This window comes from Cellvibrio sp. (assembly GCF_039207905.1).
Classification (GTDB): Bacteria; Pseudomonadota; Gammaproteobacteria; order Pseudomonadales; family Cellvibrionaceae; genus Cellvibrio.
The window spans coordinates 1-17,728 of record NZ_JBCECX010000018.1 but is presented as its reverse complement, the minus strand read 5'-3'; the positions used below and the strand labels follow the sequence as shown (position 1 = coordinate 17,728).

The window sequence follows — 17,728 nt, the reverse complement described above, 5'->3', positions numbered from 1 at the left end:
TCCTATTTTCAGAAACAGAACTTTTATTGCCTATGAATACAAAAACCAGAAGGGGAACAGGTGAACAACCCCACTACCGGCTGTTAGTTCTCTCCCGAATTGTCGCCGCTGTGGCAGGTGGATATACATTTGCAACGGTGATGATATTGGTACTGACCTATCTATTACCGCTACCGCAGAAAGATGCGCTCATGCTCTCCACCATGTTGAGCTACGTCATTTATTTATTAGCGATTATTTGGGTATTTTCGGTAAAGACGGTGCGCAAGGCATGGATTGGTATTTCAGTCGCAACAGGCCTACTGGGCGCTTTAGCATTTTTATTACATAGCATTCAACAATAACATCAACACATAGCCATCTAATCACAGAATTTATTATGAAAGACAATTTCCATTTAAGTATGACCTGGCTACACACCTGGACTGGTTTGGTCGTAGGCTGGGTATTATTTTTTATTTTTGTCACCGGTACCGCCGGATACTTTTATATGGAAATTGATCGCTGGATGCGACCAGAACAGCCGCTGCAAAGTAAACCCGTCGCCGCAGATTTTGCGGTAGCAATGGCAGAAAAACATTTGCAATCACGAGCGCCCGATGCAGACAGCTGGACGATCAACATCCCCGGTGCACGCGAGACGCCATACTTAAATGTTAGCTGGCGCAATCCACCCAAACCCGGTGAAGAACCACCCCAAGGCCGCGGAGGTGGTGGTCGATTCGGAGGACCGTCTGACATTCTTGATACGCAAACCGGTGAAGTCCAACCAAGTAAACCACGTGAAACCGGTGGCGGCTTATTGTTATATCGCATGCACTGGGCGCTGCACTACATGCCGTATGTTGCTGCCGCATGGATCGTCGGTATCTGCACCATGTTTATGTTTGTTGCCATTATTACCGGCGTAATTATTATTTATAAAAAAATATTTAAAGAGTTTTTCACTTTCAGAAAAGGAAAAGGAGCACGCTCGTGGATGGATATGCACACGGTTATCAGTGTCACCTCCCTGCCCTTTTTTATCATGATTACCTTCAGCGGTTTACTTTTTTATCTTTACACCTATATGCCACTTGCACCGAAAATTTTATTTGGCGATGAAGGTGTGCAGCGCGAACGACGCTTTTTTGGTGACCAAGGAAAACGTGACGGCAATGCAGTGCCTTTATTTTCTTTGGTAGAAGCTTTAAAACTGGGCGAACAGGAATTTGGCAAGAACCAGGTACGCAACATCAACGTGCAATTTCCGGGGGACTCAGCGGCAACTATTACGATCACCCCGCGCTATGACCGCTATTTAAATGAATATCCACAATTAAAATTAAATGGTACGACAGGTGAAGTGCTTGATAACCCGGCAAGAAAAGTCAGTGCAGTTGAAAAAACCAACAACGTTATTCTTGCACTTCATGAAGGTGTCTTTGCCAATACTCTTGTACGTTGGTTGTATTTTTTGGCGGGAGTACTCGGCTGCGCCATGATTGCAACAGGACTAGTGCTCTGGACTGTAAAGCGTCGCCCCAAAGCAATGAAAAATGGAAAATTTTCGTTTGGCCACAATCTGGTTGAACGGCTCAATATTGGCACAGTGGCAGGCCTGCCCGGCGCTGTAGCAATTTATTTTTTAGCGAACAGGTTAATTCCGGTAGATATTGTGGGTCGCCGCGAATGGGAGGTACATGCCATGTTTATTGGTTGGTTGCTCCTGCTGATTTACCCTGCATTCCGTTCAATCAAGCGCGGTTGGATCGAAGTATTTTGGGTTAGCTCTGCACTTTATCTGGCACTGCCCCTTGTGAATTTATTTACAACGGAGCGTCATCTCGGCGTATCACTGGTGTACGGCGATTGGGTTCTTGCCGGAATAGATTTAACCTTCTTCGCACTCGCAGGAACATTTGCCTATATCGCAATAAAGATAAAACGTCATCCATCCGCGGTGACTAAAGCAGTAAAAGTAAAAAATACAACCGACGATTCAACCCTGGCAACTAATGAGGTGCTGTCATCATGAACAACCTTATTATTATCGCCAGTTTCGCTTGGGCAATAACGGGATTTTTATCACTGTCGCTCACAATTGAACGTCATTATCACGATGTATACGGAAAAACGGCAGTGGCTTTGAATAAACGCTATCTAAATGCTTTACATGGATTGGGTTGGAGCACTCTGCTCATGTCATTCGTCAGCGCCGTTATTTATAAAGGCTGGTTTGTCGGCCCGGTTGCCTGGATGGGTGTGCTCGCCGTCACCGCGTTTGGATTGATGTTATTGCTCACATACAAACCCTCATGGGTAATCAAAACAACCGCGTTCGCATTGATCATTGCCGCCAGCTGCATGCTGATTGTGTTGATTCGATAATTTTTTATAAAGCAAAACGAAGATGTAAGCAGTATGAAATTAGTTAAGAGAGAAAAGAAAAACAATTGGAGCAACAACCACCTTATTACATCGATGCTACGTAATGCGGGGCTGTCAGTTACCCATTCGCGCGTCACTGTGTTGAGTATTTTTATTTACGATAAAAGTATTCGCTTAACCGCTTGCGATGCATTCAAGGTGCTAATGAGAAGACAGGAAACAGTTTCGCTTTCCACCCTGTATTACGTGCTAAAAAATCTGGCGGAAGTTGGCGTATTAGTAGAAACCAGCATTCATGAGTCCGCAAAGCATTACTCGTTGAAGAGTGAAGACCACAAATCTTAACCATGGGTGAGCAGGGAAAGACATAGATAATCCGCCCAGAAATAGCTATCTTTAGCTGCTCAATAATCTATTGACTAGAGATAGCAGCAATGACAATAAAATCGTCTTCACTTCGAATGAAGTTACCTTCATTACTAATCGGTATTGGTCTGATACTAGGCACCCAGAGCACTATTGCAGCAGAAAAAGCGTTTATCTGGCCTAACGGCGCTAAAGCAGCGGTCAACCTCGCGTATGACGACGCCCTTGATAGCCAGCTGGATAACGCCATTCCTACCCTGAATAAGTACGGTATTAAAGGCACCTTTTACTTAAACGTTGTCAGCCCTACCCTTACCACTCGCTTGGGCGATTGGCGCGCAGCCGCCCAAAAAGGTCATGAATTAGGCAACCACAGCATTTTCCACCAATGCTCAAAAAGCGGCGAAGGACGTGAATGGGTTACCGCAGATCGCGATCTCGATAAAGTCAGCGTAGTTCAAATGCAAGACCAGGTGAAAGTGACCAATGCCTTCCTGCATGCAATTGATGGCAAAACAGCGCGCACCTATACACCGCCGTGTATTGACTTGAATGCCGGTGGAAGCAATTACATCGATGGATTAAAAAGCGAATTTGTGGCGATCAAAGCTAAAAGCGGCGGCGTCACACCGGATATGAAAACCCTTGATCCTTATGCAGTGGGAGTCGATTTTCCCAGTGACGTAACAGGTGCACAATTAATTGCGATTGTGAAAGAAGCTGCGAAAAAAGGGACTATGGCCAACTTTACGTTTCACGGCATCGGCGGTGACCACATTGTGGTTTCCAAAGAAGCACATGAAGAATTGGTAAAATATCTTGCCGAGAATAAAAAAATCTACTGGACCGATACTTTTGTAAACATCATGACCTACGTAAAACAACAGCAAGCTAAAAAGTAATTTATCCCCATAAAAAAACGCCCCTGTCGGGGCGTTTTTTTATATCTTGAGAAACAATTGATCTTTGCTCGACATCAACAATTCTTCTACTGCTGAATGCTGATTATTGCCGTTGTATCGTTTCAGTAATTCAGAAAATTCCTGCAGGCGACGATCCGAATAAGAAGATACATCTTCATCTACTACTTGATAGTTTTGATAGCGGGTTTTCTTTTCATCTTTGCTCGCGTCCTGCTCAATCCAGAGATTGTTTACCACATCATTAGTCATTGACAGCATGCGACTCACACTACCGGTTTTATGCTCAGTGACATAAGTGTAATTGCCACCCAAATGCTCAAGCAGCTTACCTGGATAACCTTGAAAATAACTGTTGCTAAAATCGTAACTGGATTCTTGTTTAATCAGTTTATTCTCGCCGTTTTTTTCAACAGTAGTCTTTTGTTCCAGAGTCAACATCATTGACTCTACTTGCCCACGATTGCCAGGGTTGTGATAAACCGGAGAGCGAAATGCTGCTTTAAAATCAGGCAGGCCAGAATCAAAAGCCATTAGGGTTGTATCGGTGCGATTAGTGCTCTTGTCTAGCTGCTCGCTCGTCACGCTTAGAAAGCTGGAAAACATACTTTCAAATGCATCCAGCATAAAACGTTTGGAGGCGTTGGGACTTTTACCATCTTCACCAGCACGGTTAATCAAATCAAGGTACTGTTTTAATACCTCACTTTCAGCATTATTCCCTTTTACCATGGTTTGCAATTGCATGGAAACATCCACGCTATAGCCTTCAACATCAGTTGCATTCAAGCTCTGGGTTTGCGCAACTTCATCGAAGTTGAAATCATAGCTATGTGAAACATAGCTGTCAGTTTTAGGATCAGGTCGCTCTAATTTGAAACTAAAATGGCTGATAACATCAGTATCAATATCTTTTATTCCGCGTAACTCGGTGGTATCCGTACGAAAAAATTCATCGCCCATAACGCCCAGTTTTTCAGCGAGCGCACCAATCGCTTTTTGTTCCTGCTCGGATAATTTCCCATCGACCACAAAGGAAAACTCTAAACCTTGACCACCATTGGAAACACGGCTTAGCTGAATCTTGATGCTATCTCCATCTCTGGTTCTGATGTTTAAAAAAGCAGATTCAAGACGGCTACCGCTACTATTCCCAAAATCCGGCGTAAATTTTTCTATTGCCACTTTCGCGGGAACCTGAAATTGGCGCGCCTCATTGCGATACTCACTCGTTTCCCGACTAAGCGCGCCTATCTGCCCAAACAAACTGCTAACGGTAAACTTGGTTTTTTTCTCCGCAACTTGATTGAGCGAATGCACCATTGCCTGTGAGGCGGCAGAAGCAGCAGCACCTTTATAACCAGTTTCACGCACATAGGTAGAAACAGTAGTAGGCTCCTGATAAACCGCAGGAGGATCAATGGGGCGACTAATGGCCACGATTACCGCTGGGTTGTTGGCCGGTGCAGGAGCTGGCGTGCTAACAGGTGTTGACGATGCCTCAGATGAGACGGCGGGCATTGGCTCAAGCGCCACTTTACGGCTGGCGATTGCAATATCCTGGGTAGGTGAAATAGATACTTCCATAAGAATTTCTCCATAGGTTCTACCTATTATCGGCCGATAACAGAAAAACTTGGGCCTTAAAATGTAAAAAAGCGTATAGGTCGCCCTACGCGCTTTTTTGCAGAAGATAACTTATAGAGTTATAGCGGGGTTATTAATGGTGTCCGTGATTGTTATCGTGCTTTAGCTGCTCAAATTCACCGGTAAAGTTTGCACCGTAAACATCACCATTTGAGGTCATCAGCAGAAAAAGCGTCTTTTTTTCCGCTTCATTCGTCACGGTTACTATGTAATAACCATCACCGTTCTTGAGCAATCTGGCATTGGCGATGGGAAGATCGCGCCAGCTTGCAGGCAATTTTCCAAACCCGAACCCAGGGTCGTTCTGGGTAAAGTGAGTCGTGGTATCCCTTCCAATTGTTATGGCTTTAGTTTCAGTCACATAACTGTGGTCATGCCCCTCATGAGCCAATACAGCGGGACTACTGGATAAAACGCCAAGTAACATGGCAGATAACAAACTTGCCGATAACAAATTCTTCATTGTTATGTCTCTCTCATGGTTGATATTTATTGGTCTAATAAAAGCAAACAGCGCCCGTAGCTTATGCTTTTGCTCACTTAATGACAAATAGTAAATACCAGATTAACGCTTTGCTTCTGGTAACTATCCAAACAAGTTAAAGAATAAACCTATTAAGAAAATAGCTACATCAAGGGAGAGCCCTATCAAATATAGGGGCTATCAAAAATCAATCACTCCCAACCTCCGTTATAGCCAGCAGTAGGATTATTTTATTAAACAAGAAAAAGATGAGTGTTAAAATGGGATTATGATTTTAAGAAAAGAAAAACCAAAGCAGTTTTCCAAAAGGACAATCAAGGAACCACCAATAAATGCCACGATCACTTAAATTTTTAATTATTCTAACAAGCATTTTTATATTACTTTTATTGCTGGGGATCAGGATAATATTTTTAATGCAAGTCTCTTCAAAACTCATTATTCCAGAGTCAGTAATGAGTTCTCCTTGGGAATATCTGGATTGCGCTTCCTGTGAAGAAGCCATCTCCAAAACAATTGATGAACAACTTACCAAGGAGTTAAAAAACCCTTTTAAAAGATTCAGCTACTGGATGCATTCAAGAGCGAGCGGGACTGTAATACAAAAGGCAACATTGCATAGCAACAAAGGCTACCTAATGATAGAGAGTTCAGTAGAAAATAAGAATTTCAACGTTAAAGTTGATCGAGTAGTTGATATTAACGGAAACAACATACCCAAAACAAAAAAAGATGCCGAAGGTGCAAGAATCAGGGTAATAAGCAGCGAACAAAAGCAGGAAATAAACTATCACCTGAGAAAATCAGGCTTTTATGCTAAAGGAAAAAATCAAATTTACACGATATTCAAGGAGCAAGATAAAACCAATCAACAATAACGCCTCAAAAAAATGGCTGGCAATCTTCATTGCCAGCCATTAAAACTATCACAAAGATTGATAACGGAAACCGTAAGTACCTGATGCTCCCGCTCCAGCGTAATAAGTCACGATCTGGAATTTATAGGTAGCAGTTGCCGTTTTAATCAAGTAAACCTGGAATTGTGAGTAGAGGTAGTGAGGCAAGCTCGGGTTAACATTGTATTGGTACCATGGGTAGGTGCCAAAAAATAACACACTGGAAACATTAGGTTGGAAACCCATAAAGTTGTGAGCGGTTTTATCAATACCTGTGTAGCTTGGAGTAGCATCTGCTATTGCAGTTGCATCGCTTGCAAGGTTCAACTCGAAGCTTGCGCCAGTGTCTGCACCGACGGTCACGCAGGGAATCGTGATATCCCAATTGTCGTTTGCAGTAACGGTTTTTTGTGTATCAAGATCAACGTATAAATCACCGGTACAAGCAACAGCGTCAACTGTTACATCTACTTCAGCCATAAAAGTAGTATCGCCGCGCGCTACGTCCTGGAAAGAAACACCCAGCGTAATCGAGCTCATGGTACGACCAGCACTGGTCAATGCCTTAGCGCGGACTTTACTGTAGTTGCCATCAGAGAAAACGATAAAGGCTTTGGTAGGGTCAGCAGTAACGACATGGGTAGTCATGTTGTAGCTGTAAAATTTACCACCGATTGCTTTCTCATCTTTATCGGTAGTAAATGACGTAGCCGCTGGAATTGATGCAGCAACTACCGCATTAAAATCCGGTAATTCGCTATCGGAAGTTGCATTGATAAACTTTTCTGCGATGGGCGCTTTGCTCGCGTCAAAAAAGTCCGCATTGTTACCAGTAGCATAAGCTTTAACAGGAGTAGTTGCTTTTGCGTTCAGATAAATTTTGTCACGACGAAATGCAATATCCCACTCTTTATTAGTAGCTGCTTCCGCTTCAGTCAGGGTTAACTTAGTGCTGGTATCCAGATCGTAGTATGCAAACGCTGGCGCAGCAGCTGAACCAGTCCCAAGCTCAACATTGGTCAACGGAATTGGAGTTGCACTGCTGGAAGAGGAAGAAGCTGGCGCAGAGCTTGAGCTCGCTTCAATACTTGAGCTGGAAACAGATGATGGCGCCGAACTAGAAACTGCCGAGGAAACTGCAGCAGAACTTGCCACCGAGCTAGAGCTGCTGGCAGGCTTGGAAGAACCACCACCGCCGCCACCGCAAGCAACCATTGCCAAACAACCGGCAACTACAGCTGTTAATTTAAGTTGTTTTTCAAACATACGAATCTCCATAAATTGTTAACTTATCAAAGCCAACATCAGTTAATAAATTATTTACATCATCTAGAAAAAATTAAGCGTTACACCCGCAAATACACGGCGACTACTCACTGCACGCTGATCAAATTCGCCTGCACTTACCGCTTTCGGGTCTTGATGCTCATCAAAAATATTGTCTACCCCAACACGCCAGCTGAAATAGCGCGTAAGGTTTTGCGATAAATTGAAATTAACACTGAGGTAGTTATCACTAGCGACGGGTTTGCCTGCTGTACCTGAATATTCGTCCGCTTCATAAACGAAATAGAGCAAGCTATCCAATTCATATTCTGGAAAGCTGTGGCCAAAATTTGCTTTAACTTGATGACGCGGGCGGTTGGGTAAGCGCTCGCCAGTGATTTTATTTTCTGCATACAGATAGCTGTAATTCAGCTGAACATGCCAATTTCCATATTGATATTTACTGCCCAGATCAGCACCGTAGATTTCAGCTTTGGCAAAGTTGGCATAACGGAAAATATCCATTTGCTGTGCGACCGACGCTTCGTCATCGCGCACAGTTTCCAATAAATTTTTAGCTTCTGAATAATGGATATTGAATTCATTTTCGAGGATGCCGGCATCGTCTTTGAATGGCAGTAACCAACTGGCGCTGGCATTACCCGATACAGCAGTTTCTGGTTGCAGGTCGGGATTGCCCAATACCATATACCCCAGATTACTGTGATCAAAAACGTAGAAGCGCTCTTTGATGGTAGGCACGCGATAGCTCTGCCCTACTCCACCGCGGAAATGCCACTGACTATCGCCGCTACCATTTACTTTTTTCATTCCACTTACACGCACAGCGGAATGCCAGTCAAAATCAGAATCGTGCTGAACGCGCGCGCCACCTAGCAATTCGTGATCAGCGGCTAAATGGCTGTACTGTACAAAACCTTCATAACCTTGACTGGTTCGGTCATCCACTTCGGCGACATCGCCTTTAGTTTGGTTTAACAAATCGCGGCGCGCGCTCAAGCCACCAACAACCTCATAATGTTTTCCGACCCAGGCTTTTTGGCTGTCTATTTCAGCAAGTCGAATTTCTGTATCGCGCAAGCCATTAGAATCGCCACTGGTTTCATCATGAGTGGTATAGCGACCATTAATTTTCCAACTGCCCACTTGTTTGCGATCTTCTTCCGTTGCAGGACGATCGCGAAACTCCAAGTCATGCTGTACTTGCTCGACATCGGACATGTAATAAATAACGTCATTTCGACCGGGCAATTTGAAACTATCGCGGTATTTTTCTTCATCAAAAATTTGCGCGCGATAGTCGGTACTAAAACTGGAAAAGTCGCGACCCAAAGATAATTGGCCGAACGTTTTTTTCACATCGGCAGCAGTTTGCGCAACGGTTTCGGGTTGGTAATCAAAACCGACATCATCAATATTTTGAATATTGAGTTTGCCCCGCCACTCACCCAACTTGGCACTGGCTTCCATTCGGTGTTGATAACCGAACTCGTCGCCTTCAATTTCGTTACCGACATAAGAAGATACTTCAGAGGTGAGACTCAGGTGATTACCAGTATCCTGTCGCGTGATGATATTGATAACACCACCCATTGCCGAGCTACCGTAAAGCACTGAACCCGCGCCACGCACAATTTCAATACGCTCAACATTGGCGACACTGATTTGATCCAGATCCACCGCTGCACCGGTCGGTGCAATCATGCGGCGACCATCAACCAACACTAACACCCTGTCGCCATCAAAGCCTTGCATGTAAACGTTGTAACCATCTTTGGTACTGCGCTTTACCACTACACCGGGTAATAGATCGAGCGCACGAGCAACGGTTGTCTGCGATGCTTTACGCAGAGTTTCACCATCCACAACTTCTACTGACACCGGCGAATCCACCAGCAATTTAGGTGTACGCGTACCGGTAGTAACAACCTTATCAAAACTGATCAGTTTTTCTTCGTCCTTGGCAACTTCGGCCACGACCGTGGCTGATGCACAAATTGCACTCGTAGCCATTGCCAATACCAAACGTGCAGGCAATGTTGAAAAAGCAGATTTTTTACTCATGATGTGTTCGCAAGGGTTGCAGTGAAAATAATAGATACAGGTTTAATTCAAACCGAGACTCACACGGCCGATTTCATTTGTACCTTTCGCATTTGCCGATACAGTTTGACCATTCAAAATAAACGGCAGCAACAGCAACTCATGCTCGCCATGCTCGCGCGCTACTTCGATGTGCAATTCATAATTCCCTTGCGCTACTGTTTTTCCCTGTGCATCGCGGCCGTCCCACTCGATCCGGTAACGACCAGGTTTGCGCGTTGCTCCTGCCAGCGCATCTACCAACGAGTCATCGCTACGCCCAACCTTGCGCCACCAGAGACGCAAATCGCGCAGCCAACGGTTTTCGCCCAATAATTGCAATTGCCGAACTGAATTGCCCTTATCATCGGCGATCCAAATGGCAACATAAGGACGACGATATTCCGCAACATCCAGTGACGGAATTTCATAATCCACCGTAAATATTTTTTGCGCAGACCAAGGCGCATCAGCTGCACGTGTAGCGCCATACCAGTCCTTGCTAGCGAAAAACATCCCTGTTTCGGTGATAGCCAAAGCTGTCACGCTCGTCATTTTGTTAACTTGCTCCAGCGCATCATGTACCGACACACTGATCAGCGCTTGCGCCATTACACCAGCCTCAATTGCACTACTAGCGCGAACCAAAAGGGACGGCGCGAGTTCAACTGGCCATCCTTCTTTGGGCACTAACAAACTACTCAGCGGGTAATGCGCAACCTTGCGTAAATTTTGCTGGCGATCCAATACTGCAAGCGTTTGGTCTTTCAATGACACGGGTACAGAAGCTACATCAGCAACCTTGATTTGCTGCACAGTCGCTCCTATCACCAGAGTCAAATTTCCGTACTCAACGTTGACTACACCAGTTGATGACTTTTGCTGCGCAATAACGGCCTTAATATCTTCAGCAACACGCTCCAATACCCAGCCTTGCCAAAGCCCGTGTAAGTCAAGTTGTAAACCGTCTTTAATCGCTTGCTCACTGAAATAAACCGCTGCGCCTTCCGTTTTCCATTGCAGCTGCAAATGCAGGCGCGCTTTTTGACGCAAGGATGCGCGATCAGGCAATTCACTTTTGCCAACCGCCGCATCCCAATCCCGCTGCAATGCACCAAGACGACAAGTGAAATTGCTATGAGTCTGTGTTTGCCATTGTTCGCACAATTGCAGCAGCGCTTTCACATCTGCAGAAGGATTTTGTAGTTTCCCCTGCTTATTCAATTGATCCAGTTCTTGCGCTACAGCATCCAGCTTCTGCACTAACGGAGACAATTTTTTTTCGACTTGACTCTGCAGCTGCGCATCATCCATGTGCAGCTTGAGCGGCATTTCCTTTACCGTTAATGCAGAGACAGGGTTTGCAAACAACAACGCGCTAATACAAAAAATAAAAGACCACATTTGCATCCAGTACTGATGCAAGTTAGCAACCCTTTGCATTAGTGACTCGCGGTTTTTGCAGTTGGTTTAGCTGCAGCGGTTTTGGGTTTTTCTGCTGCTTTCGCTTGTGGAAGAGGATCAGCTACCGATACCACTGCATCGTCATTTAAATCCCAACCACCAAAAATGCGTGCACCAGACACACCAAACTCTTCCAGACTGATGCCTGCATCTTTGTTGGTATTGAGTACTTCATAGCGAACTTTTGCTTGTTTCATTTGACCGGTGCGCGCTTGCTTAGCCTGACGATCCAGACGGTTGGTAAACTCAAGCGTGTATTCTTCCGGACTCACCCAACCATCTTTATTGGTGTCGGTAGAATCAAAAATGCCGCGACGAATTTGTTTAAATTCAGCAGCAGTAACTTGGTGGTCGCCATTCAGGTCATTGATATCAATAAACCCTTCGAGCGAGTGAGAGCTAGGCATACGAATGATTGAAGGACGAATAGGATCAGCAGCGGGCGTTACGCTTGCACCTTGCTCCTGACTAGCACCGGGAGCGGCGTCCCATTCTTTATCTTTCGCATTCAGCGTTACTACGCCATCAATACTTTTTGCAAAATGGGTAAAGGTTTTTTCACCGGAAGCCCAGTATTCGTCCCATGTCATTTTGCCGTCGGCATTGCTATCGATGGATTTAAAACGAATTTCGGTTTGCTCAACCTGACCTTTGCGCTCACTGCTGATTTTCTTTTCCAACGTCTGGGCGAAATGATCCAGGTATTCAGTTTCATCTACCAAGCCATTGCCATTTGCATCCATTGCTTTGAGATTAGCGGCGCGCACAGCATCAAATTCTGCGCGAGAAACTTGTCCGTCGCCGTTCGTATCGTAGTCTTCAATAAATGCAGCGCGATGACCTGCGCTTGCACCGTGATCCGCTTGATGCTTGCTGCGATCAGCAGCTGGCTTATCGGCAACCGGCGCGGTTGACTGACAACCAACCAATGCCATGACTAAAGCCAGTGAACTAAGAGCGAATGTTTTTTTCATTGTTTTAATTTTTTTCATAATGGCTAACCCGGTTTTGATATTCGTTGATCTTAAAAAATTATTGCGCGTTAACTGCAAAGGTCAGCGTGTAAACGTAACCGTAATTGGGAGCATCAGCACCTTTAGGTGCTGGTGCGCTTTTGCGCGCATAAAGCAAGTAAACGCCGGTGTTATCCAGTTTTACTTCTGCTTTGCCGTCTTTATCGGTTTTCACTTTCAGTGTTTCTTTTTCGTGTTCATTGCCGTCATAACCAGTGAACAAACTCACTTCGTTATCAGCCAATGGTTTGCCATCGAGCAGTACTTTGAACGCGAATGCTTCACCGGCGTAAACGTCATTCGGGTGAGTAACCGGAACAATTTCCAGACCTTGGTTGTAAGGTTTGAGTGCAGTTTGGGTTGGCGCTTTGAGCGTTACGTATGTTTCAGCCAAGGTGACTGACTGGTAGTGGTCCAACAGCTTGGCGCCTTTCGGCAACACCTCTTTCGGATCACGCGAGTGTTTGCGCTCACCATTCAATTCATACATGCGGAAAATGGCTGCCTTGCGCACACCGGAAGAGAAACGGTAGGTGCCTTCATCTTTGGTTTGATACTCAACCAGGCTACGAGTGGTAAATTGTTCAAGGCGCGCTGGTGCAACCCACTCACCCTTTGGAGTCAGCACCTGAAAATTGCCTTTATCAAAAGCCACTTCCGACTGGAAAAAAACCTCGGCAAAGCCTGCATCCAAACTTACCCAACCTTGGTGCAAAGGCTCAAAACTGGTCGGCACCAAGAACGGTGTGTGCGCATTTGCTAAAGGTGCGCTCAAGGCAAGGCTACAAACTAATGGGAGGCAAAGACGGGCAAGGGATTTCATTGGCAGGCTCCTTAACGATCAGCCATTGCGGCCGATTACTATTGATTTAGATGCCAATAGTATCTTTATTGATAACAATTATCAATAACACATAGAAGACATAGCCAATTGAAATAAAATATCTATAGCACCGAAATTGCATTTACCTTGGATGGCAAGGAATTAGCAGGAGCAGCTATAAGCAGCCCATTGACTCACTGTATGCTGAGCCATTGTTGCCAAAAAAGTTGCTGAGAAAGTTACTGGAATAAAACCAAATAACGGAAACCATCTATGACCGGAAATACCAAGCCCACACGAAAAACACGTCGTTTTCTCGGTGTGATTCCCCGCCGCAACCCTATCGCCAAAATGATGCTGTGGATTGGCAGCCGTGAATTGCCGGTGCTAATTGCGCTTTTTTCGATCATGGCGTCGCTGTGGGGATTTACCTTACTGACCGAAGTAGCACTACAGAATGAGCCTCACGAATTTGACCGGGCTTTGCTGCTGAGCATGCGCAACCCTGCCGACTTGAGTGACCCTATCGGCCCCGGCTGGGCAGAAGAAATCGGCCGTGATTTCACCGCATTGGGCGGTAATGCCGTGTTGATCTTCCTGACTACCGCAGTGATTGGTTATCTACTATTGGACAGAAAACCGCGCATGGTTATCGTTGTATTGATCGCTACACTGGGTGCATTAGCGGTGAGTAGCACGCTGAAAAAGACAATTGATCGCGACCGCCCCGATCTGGTTCCTCACGGCAGCATCGTCTACACCGCCAGTTTTCCCAGCGGGCACTCGATGCTATCCGCCAGCACTTATCTCACCTTGGGCGCGCTCCTCGCACAATTGCAGCGACGAAAAGTTATCAAGGCTTACATCCTAATGATTTGCGTCACCATCACTCTGTTAGTGGGATTAAGCCGGATTTATTTAGGCGTGCATTGGCCCACCGATGTATTGGCGGGCTGGACTGCCGGTGCAGGATGGGCGTTGGGATGTTGGTTGTTGGCGCGTTGGTTGCAACTGCATAAAAAGATTGAGACTGCCGCCACTCCAACTGACGACAAGATCGCAGCGAATGCCGGAGAAAAATCGTGATGCGCAAAAAATCGCGCAGGAATAGCGGTGGACTCAGGAAAATACTACAAAACCCCGTGTAAAAACGTGCACAAAATGAGTAGCAAAATGGGCTTGGGAATAACGGCTTTATTGATCTTAAACGGCAATAGTCGCAATGGTGCGGATGCCGATATTGAAGAAGGCTTGGCCGCACTTGAGAACGCAGGTATCACGCTTATCCAGAAAAATTCTGGCAGTACCGAAGAGACCACCAAGCTAATAGACGAACATCGCAATCTGGTGCAGTTGGTTATTCTGGGGGGTGGCGACGGCACCATCAGTTCCGCCGCACCAGCGCTGTACAAACATCAACTTACCTTCGCTATTTTACCGCTCGGCACGGCCAACGATTTGGCTCGCTCACTTGGGATTCCTAATAACTTATCCGATGCCTTCCAGACGATCATCGATAACCACCGCGGCAAAATTAATCTCGGTGTTATTAACGGCCACTACTTTTTTAATGTGGCACATATCGGCCTGGGCGTAACTGTCACTCACGAATTAACACCCGAAGTGAAAAAGAAATGGGGCGTATTCAGTTATTTGAAAGCCGTATTCTCCGCGTTCAAACACAACAAGCCATTTCACGTCACTATTGTGGCAAACCAAAAAACCTATAAGTTGCGTTCAATCCAATTAGCTGTTGGCAATGGCCGTTACTATGGCGGCGGTAATGTGATTGATGAAAAATCTGAAATAGACGACGGCCGACTTTGCCTTTACAGCTTGCCACCATCAGGTTTCTGGGAGTTATTAACCCGCGCACACTTATTGCGCTACGGCAGACACCGGGAAATGGAAAACACATTTACGCTGTTTGCCCAACGGATTGAAATCAAAACCAAACGCCCCAAAGAAATTCATGCAGACGGCGAACCAGTCAGTAAAACGCCAGCGGTGTTTGAGGTTATTCCCGAAGCATTGGAAGTTATTCGCCCGTTGCCTATTCCCGATTAATCAGGAGTTCACCATGTTTCATTTACTGTCGGACACAGAAGTCGCGCTCAATGAAATTCTCGTCGCCTGTCGCGAAAGTGTGGATCATTATGAGGATGCAATTCAGTTAGTTGAAAATCCCGCTGTAACCGAACGTTTCCAACAGATTGCTGCGCAGCGAAAATTGTTTTTCAAACGCTTGTCCGTCGCAATTCGTGAATTGGGCGATTTACCATCTGTGCCCGATCCCGATAAAGAAACCGGCGAAATGATTCTCCATCACCTGGGCGCAGCTTTCACACCAGACTACACCAACGAAGTGCTGGCACAACGCATCGAGCGGGAACAACAATTATTGGAGTTGATTCGCAATGCACGCGATACCGATGCCAACGAAAATTGCCGCACTTTGTTAGATGATTTATCAACCCAGGTCACTGACGCGATTCATTTACTCTCCAGCACAAAGTAAACATATAGTTATCTGCCACTAGCAAACCCAAAGGTTTATTAGTGGCAGATATCGTAAAGTACGCGCCGCAAACTAACAATTTTAATCAGAGATTCTTATTTATTTTCTGCGCCGACAAGCTGTCACGTGCAATGGGTTTGCCCTGCAAAATCACCCAGCTAATAGTGTCGTAGGCAGTAATATCCTCCAACGGATTTTTACCTAACAGCAACAGATCCGCCTGTTTATGTTTAGCCACACTGCCAATGTCTTTTTCCAAACCCATGCGTTTTGCATTGCCAATCGTCAGCGCTTTAAATAAATCCGCGAGTGGAATTCCCATCGCCAACCAACGATCCATTTCCATGCGCCCGTTTAATCCGGGGAATTGAGTGTAAATAGGTCCACTGGGTGTATCGCTACCAAACACCAACAATGATTTTTGGTTGAGCGGCAAGCTGACTTTCCTAACCCGATCAAACAAGGGTTGATAGACTGCTTTGACCTTCTGGTATTTTTGCTCATCGCTGAGTACCGCATCCTTACCAAAATAACTGCCGATGTCATTACTCATCCACTGCCCTACCGGTGTTTTATACCAGTTAATTAATTCAGCAAGCATATAGTGGCGAATTGCCGGTTGCTGCAGAAATTCTGGGTTCAATAATTCCTGCTCACCATAAATAACTTGTACCGATGGCTGTACCGCAATCTTGGCTTTTATCAAACGCTGCGCAATGTTTTCCAATTCCGCTGGTGTGGTTGAGGGTGGCGCATTCCACAATCCATGCACCACCATATCGACACCTGTCGCCAAGGCAAACTCGTACGATTCCTGCGAATTACCGTGAAGGAAAACCGGCAAATTCTTTTTATGCGCTTCCGTTACCAACTCGCGCACAATTGCCTCGCTTGGAACCGGTAGATTTTTTACTTTCCCAAACCCTTTTTCGTAGAAGATTTTTACGCATCGCGCGCCGTCCGCTTTCATGGCAGAAACAAGATGGCTTGGTGTGTGCAGTTCGGGATCAGCAACTTCCGGATGCAAGTGCGAATGGCGGTCATGCAAGACGTAACGGGCAGCATCCGTAGTTTGCAGAGCCTCGTCTGGAATCAGTGCAATCGGGTAACCTTTGGGAATCGGAGCCGGAGCACAAAAGTGGGCTTTTGGTGCTAGCGGCTGGCTATTCCAGCCATCGATAAACGTTTTGGTATTCACCAAATCCAGCAGCGTAGTAAAGCCGGCATAGAGATAACTTTTGGGGATTTGCGCTACTGCTTGTTGATAAAACTCTGCCTGCTCCAACTCTCCCTCAGGAACACCGGGCACTCCGCGCAAGTGAACATGAGAGTCAATCAATCCGGGAATCAGGTACTGCCCGCTGCCATCAATAATGGTTTCAGCTTTAAATTGTTGTGTACCTATGGATTGAATTTTGCCGTGCTCAATAAGCACATTCTGTGGTCGTTTACTTAAGGTGGCATCCGCAGTTATCACCGTGACATTACGAATTAGCAAAGAACCAGAATCAGCGCTTCTGGCTTGTGCAGGTGTTATTACCAAAGAAAGTACGCACCAAAGAATTAAAATAAAGGGGTTAGTTTTCATACCAGGCTCCATCAATGAATTGAACATCTGGGCCGGAGTTTGGTGATAAACCACCTCTTCAACGACCTAAAACGCGATTGAGGACATGAAAACCGTTAGAATCTGGCAAAATTGCACAATAAAAATCCATTCAATGCTTGGGAATCGGCATGCACGACAGTTTTGTTCATATCTATTTATCGTCGGCAATTATTTGTTTGTTGCTGGCGTTAGGCTTTCTGATTTCGCCCAAACTGCAAACGCTGTCCTCGCGCTTGCTCGGCATCAACT

The 17,728-nt window shown here is 45.6% G+C and carries 17 protein-coding genes; 9 read left to right on the top strand and 8 right to left on the bottom strand.

The genetic code is table 11. From position 1 onward, the window contains the following. The first annotated feature begins 32 nt into the window (after positions 1 to 32). The 5 genes from AAGC78_RS12370 (at position 33) to AAGC78_RS12350 (ending at position 3,638) form a co-directional block, all read left to right on the top strand. Positions 33 to 344, top strand: a complete 312-nt coding sequence (locus AAGC78_RS12370; protein ID WP_435784393.1) for a DUF3649 domain-containing protein — start codon at positions 33 to 35, stop codon at positions 342 to 344. A gap of 35 nt (positions 345 to 379) precedes the next feature. After that, the gene (locus AAGC78_RS12365) at positions 380 to 2,017 is read left to right on the top strand and encodes a PepSY-associated TM helix domain-containing protein (RefSeq protein WP_435784392.1); all 1,638 of its coding nucleotides are present in this window, start codon (positions 380 to 382) and stop codon (positions 2,015 to 2,017) included. Next, positions 2,014 to 2,370: a DUF3325 domain-containing protein gene (locus AAGC78_RS12360; RefSeq protein ID WP_435784391.1), complete on the top strand. Its 357-nt coding sequence runs from the start codon at positions 2,014 to 2,016 to the stop codon at positions 2,368 to 2,370. The genes AAGC78_RS12365 and AAGC78_RS12360 overlap by 4 nt, the downstream gene beginning before the upstream one ends. A 33-nt stretch (positions 2,371 to 2,403) precedes the next feature. After that, positions 2,404 to 2,715: a transcriptional repressor gene (locus tag AAGC78_RS12355; protein WP_435784390.1), complete on the top strand. Its 312-nt coding sequence runs from the start codon at positions 2,404 to 2,406 to the stop codon at positions 2,713 to 2,715. Positions 2,716 to 2,831: 116 nt separating this feature from the next. Then, complete coding sequence (locus AAGC78_RS12350; protein ID WP_435784389.1) at positions 2,832 to 3,638, top strand: polysaccharide deacetylase family protein; 807 nt, start codon at positions 2,832 to 2,834, stop codon at positions 3,636 to 3,638. 39 nt (positions 3,639 to 3,677) lie between these two features. Here the strand turns inward: AAGC78_RS12350 and AAGC78_RS12345 are convergent, their stop codons facing one another. Further along, entirely contained in the window at positions 3,678 to 5,243 is a 1,566-nt protein-coding gene (locus AAGC78_RS12345) for a hypothetical protein (protein ID WP_435784388.1), read from the bottom strand. A gap of 133 nt (positions 5,244 to 5,376) precedes the next feature. Then, positions 5,377 to 5,766 (bottom strand): DUF6488 family protein, encoded by a 390-nt coding sequence (locus AAGC78_RS12340; protein WP_435784386.1) that lies wholly within the window; start codon positions 5,764 to 5,766, stop codon positions 5,377 to 5,379. A 437-nt stretch (positions 5,767 to 6,203) separates the two neighbouring features. Here AAGC78_RS12340 and AAGC78_RS12335 point away from each other — a divergent pair, with 437 nt between their 5' ends. Then, a complete protein-coding gene (locus tag AAGC78_RS12335) occupies positions 6,204 to 6,665 on the top strand; it encodes a hypothetical protein (protein WP_435784385.1) in 462 nt (153 codons plus the stop codon). A 48-nt stretch (positions 6,666 to 6,713) separates the two neighbouring features. Here the strand turns inward: AAGC78_RS12335 and AAGC78_RS12330 are convergent, their stop codons facing one another. From AAGC78_RS12330 to AAGC78_RS12310, 5 genes are all read right to left on the bottom strand, one after another. Next, a complete protein-coding gene (locus AAGC78_RS12330) occupies positions 6,714 to 7,949 on the bottom strand; it encodes an HmuY family protein (RefSeq protein WP_435784384.1) in 1,236 nt (411 codons plus the stop codon). Between the two features lie 63 nt (positions 7,950 to 8,012). Continuing rightward, complete coding sequence (locus AAGC78_RS12325) at positions 8,013 to 10,034, bottom strand: TonB-dependent receptor plug domain-containing protein (protein ID WP_435784383.1); 2,022 nt, start codon at positions 10,032 to 10,034, stop codon at positions 8,013 to 8,015. Between the two features lie 42 nt (positions 10,035 to 10,076). Further along, on the bottom strand, positions 10,077 to 11,456 hold the full coding sequence (locus AAGC78_RS12320) for a DUF2271 domain-containing protein (protein WP_435784382.1): 1,380 nt from the start codon (positions 11,454 to 11,456) through the stop codon (positions 10,077 to 10,079). A 38-nt stretch (positions 11,457 to 11,494) separates the two neighbouring features. After that, positions 11,495 to 12,508, bottom strand: coding sequence for a hypothetical protein (locus tag AAGC78_RS12315; RefSeq protein ID WP_435784381.1), 1,014 nt, complete (start codon positions 12,506 to 12,508; stop codon positions 11,495 to 11,497). 40 nt (positions 12,509 to 12,548) lie between these two features. Next, on the bottom strand, positions 12,549 to 13,352 hold the full coding sequence (locus AAGC78_RS12310; protein ID WP_435784380.1) for a DUF4198 domain-containing protein: 804 nt from the start codon (positions 13,350 to 13,352) through the stop codon (positions 12,549 to 12,551). A 273-nt stretch (positions 13,353 to 13,625) separates the two neighbouring features. Between AAGC78_RS12310 and AAGC78_RS12305 the strand changes: the two genes are divergently transcribed. The 3 genes from AAGC78_RS12305 (at position 13,626) to AAGC78_RS12295 (ending at position 15,870) form a co-directional block, all read left to right on the top strand. Beyond that, positions 13,626 to 14,438, top strand: coding sequence for a phosphatase PAP2 family protein (locus AAGC78_RS12305; RefSeq protein WP_435784379.1), 813 nt, complete (start codon positions 13,626 to 13,628; stop codon positions 14,436 to 14,438). Between the two features lie 75 nt (positions 14,439 to 14,513). Beyond that, positions 14,514 to 15,419 (top strand): lipid kinase, encoded by a 906-nt coding sequence (locus AAGC78_RS12300; protein ID WP_435784378.1) that lies wholly within the window; start codon positions 14,514 to 14,516, stop codon positions 15,417 to 15,419. 13 nt (positions 15,420 to 15,432) lie between these two features. Next, positions 15,433 to 15,870 carry a DUF2383 domain-containing protein gene (locus tag AAGC78_RS12295; RefSeq protein ID WP_435784377.1) on the top strand — a complete coding sequence of 146 codons (438 nt, stop codon included), beginning with the start codon at positions 15,433 to 15,435 and terminating at the stop codon, positions 15,868 to 15,870. Between the two features lie 85 nt (positions 15,871 to 15,955). On the opposite strand, the gene AAGC78_RS12290 is transcribed toward AAGC78_RS12295, so the two are convergent. Next, the gene (locus tag AAGC78_RS12290) at positions 15,956 to 17,458 is read right to left on the bottom strand and encodes an amidohydrolase family protein (RefSeq protein WP_435784376.1); all 1,503 of its coding nucleotides are present in this window, start codon (positions 17,456 to 17,458) and stop codon (positions 15,956 to 15,958) included. Positions 17,459 to 17,728 lie beyond the last annotated feature (270 nt).

What these genes read in the sequence shown, in the direction of transcription:
- AAGC78_RS12325 (WP_435784383.1), bottom strand. Translation starts at nt 10,034, where the DNA reads ATGAGTAAAAAATCTGCTTTTTCAACATTGCCTGCACGTTTGGTATTG.
- AAGC78_RS12305 (WP_435784379.1), top strand. Translation starts at nt 13,626, where the DNA reads ATGACCGGAAATACCAAGCCCACACGAAAAACACGTCGTTTTCTCGGT.
- AAGC78_RS12350 (WP_435784389.1), top strand. Translation starts at nt 2,832, where the DNA reads ATGAAGTTACCTTCATTACTAATCGGTATTGGTCTGATACTAGGCACC.
- AAGC78_RS12295 (WP_435784377.1), top strand. Translation starts at nt 15,433, where the DNA reads ATGTTTCATTTACTGTCGGACACAGAAGTCGCGCTCAATGAAATTCTC.
- AAGC78_RS12330 (WP_435784384.1), bottom strand. Translation starts at nt 7,949, where the DNA reads ATGTTTGAAAAACAACTTAAATTAACAGCTGTAGTTGCCGGTTGTTTG.
- AAGC78_RS12340 (WP_435784386.1), bottom strand. Translation starts at nt 5,766, where the DNA reads ATGAAGAATTTGTTATCGGCAAGTTTGTTATCTGCCATGTTACTTGGC.
- AAGC78_RS12290 (WP_435784376.1), bottom strand. Translation starts at nt 17,458, where the DNA reads ATGAAAACTAACCCCTTTATTTTAATTCTTTGGTGCGTACTTTCTTTG.
- AAGC78_RS12315 (WP_435784381.1), bottom strand. Translation starts at nt 12,508, where the DNA reads ATGAAAAAAATTAAAACAATGAAAAAAACATTCGCTCTTAGTTCACTG.
- AAGC78_RS12365 (WP_435784392.1), top strand. Translation starts at nt 380, where the DNA reads ATGAAAGACAATTTCCATTTAAGTATGACCTGGCTACACACCTGGACT.
- AAGC78_RS12360 (WP_435784391.1), top strand. Translation starts at nt 2,014, where the DNA reads ATGAACAACCTTATTATTATCGCCAGTTTCGCTTGGGCAATAACGGGA.
- AAGC78_RS12310 (WP_435784380.1), bottom strand. Translation starts at nt 13,352, where the DNA reads ATGAAATCCCTTGCCCGTCTTTGCCTCCCATTAGTTTGTAGCCTTGCC.
- AAGC78_RS12355 (WP_435784390.1), top strand. Translation starts at nt 2,404, where the DNA reads ATGAAATTAGTTAAGAGAGAAAAGAAAAACAATTGGAGCAACAACCAC.
- AAGC78_RS12335 (WP_435784385.1), top strand. Translation starts at nt 6,204, where the DNA reads ATGCAAGTCTCTTCAAAACTCATTATTCCAGAGTCAGTAATGAGTTCT.
- AAGC78_RS12370 (WP_435784393.1), top strand. Translation starts at nt 33, where the DNA reads ATGAATACAAAAACCAGAAGGGGAACAGGTGAACAACCCCACTACCGG.
- AAGC78_RS12300 (WP_435784378.1), top strand. Translation starts at nt 14,514, where the DNA reads ATGAGTAGCAAAATGGGCTTGGGAATAACGGCTTTATTGATCTTAAAC.
- AAGC78_RS12320 (WP_435784382.1), bottom strand. Translation starts at nt 11,456, where the DNA reads ATGTGGTCTTTTATTTTTTGTATTAGCGCGTTGTTGTTTGCAAACCCT.
- AAGC78_RS12345 (WP_435784388.1), bottom strand. Translation starts at nt 5,243, where the DNA reads ATGGAAGTATCTATTTCACCTACCCAGGATATTGCAATCGCCAGCCGT.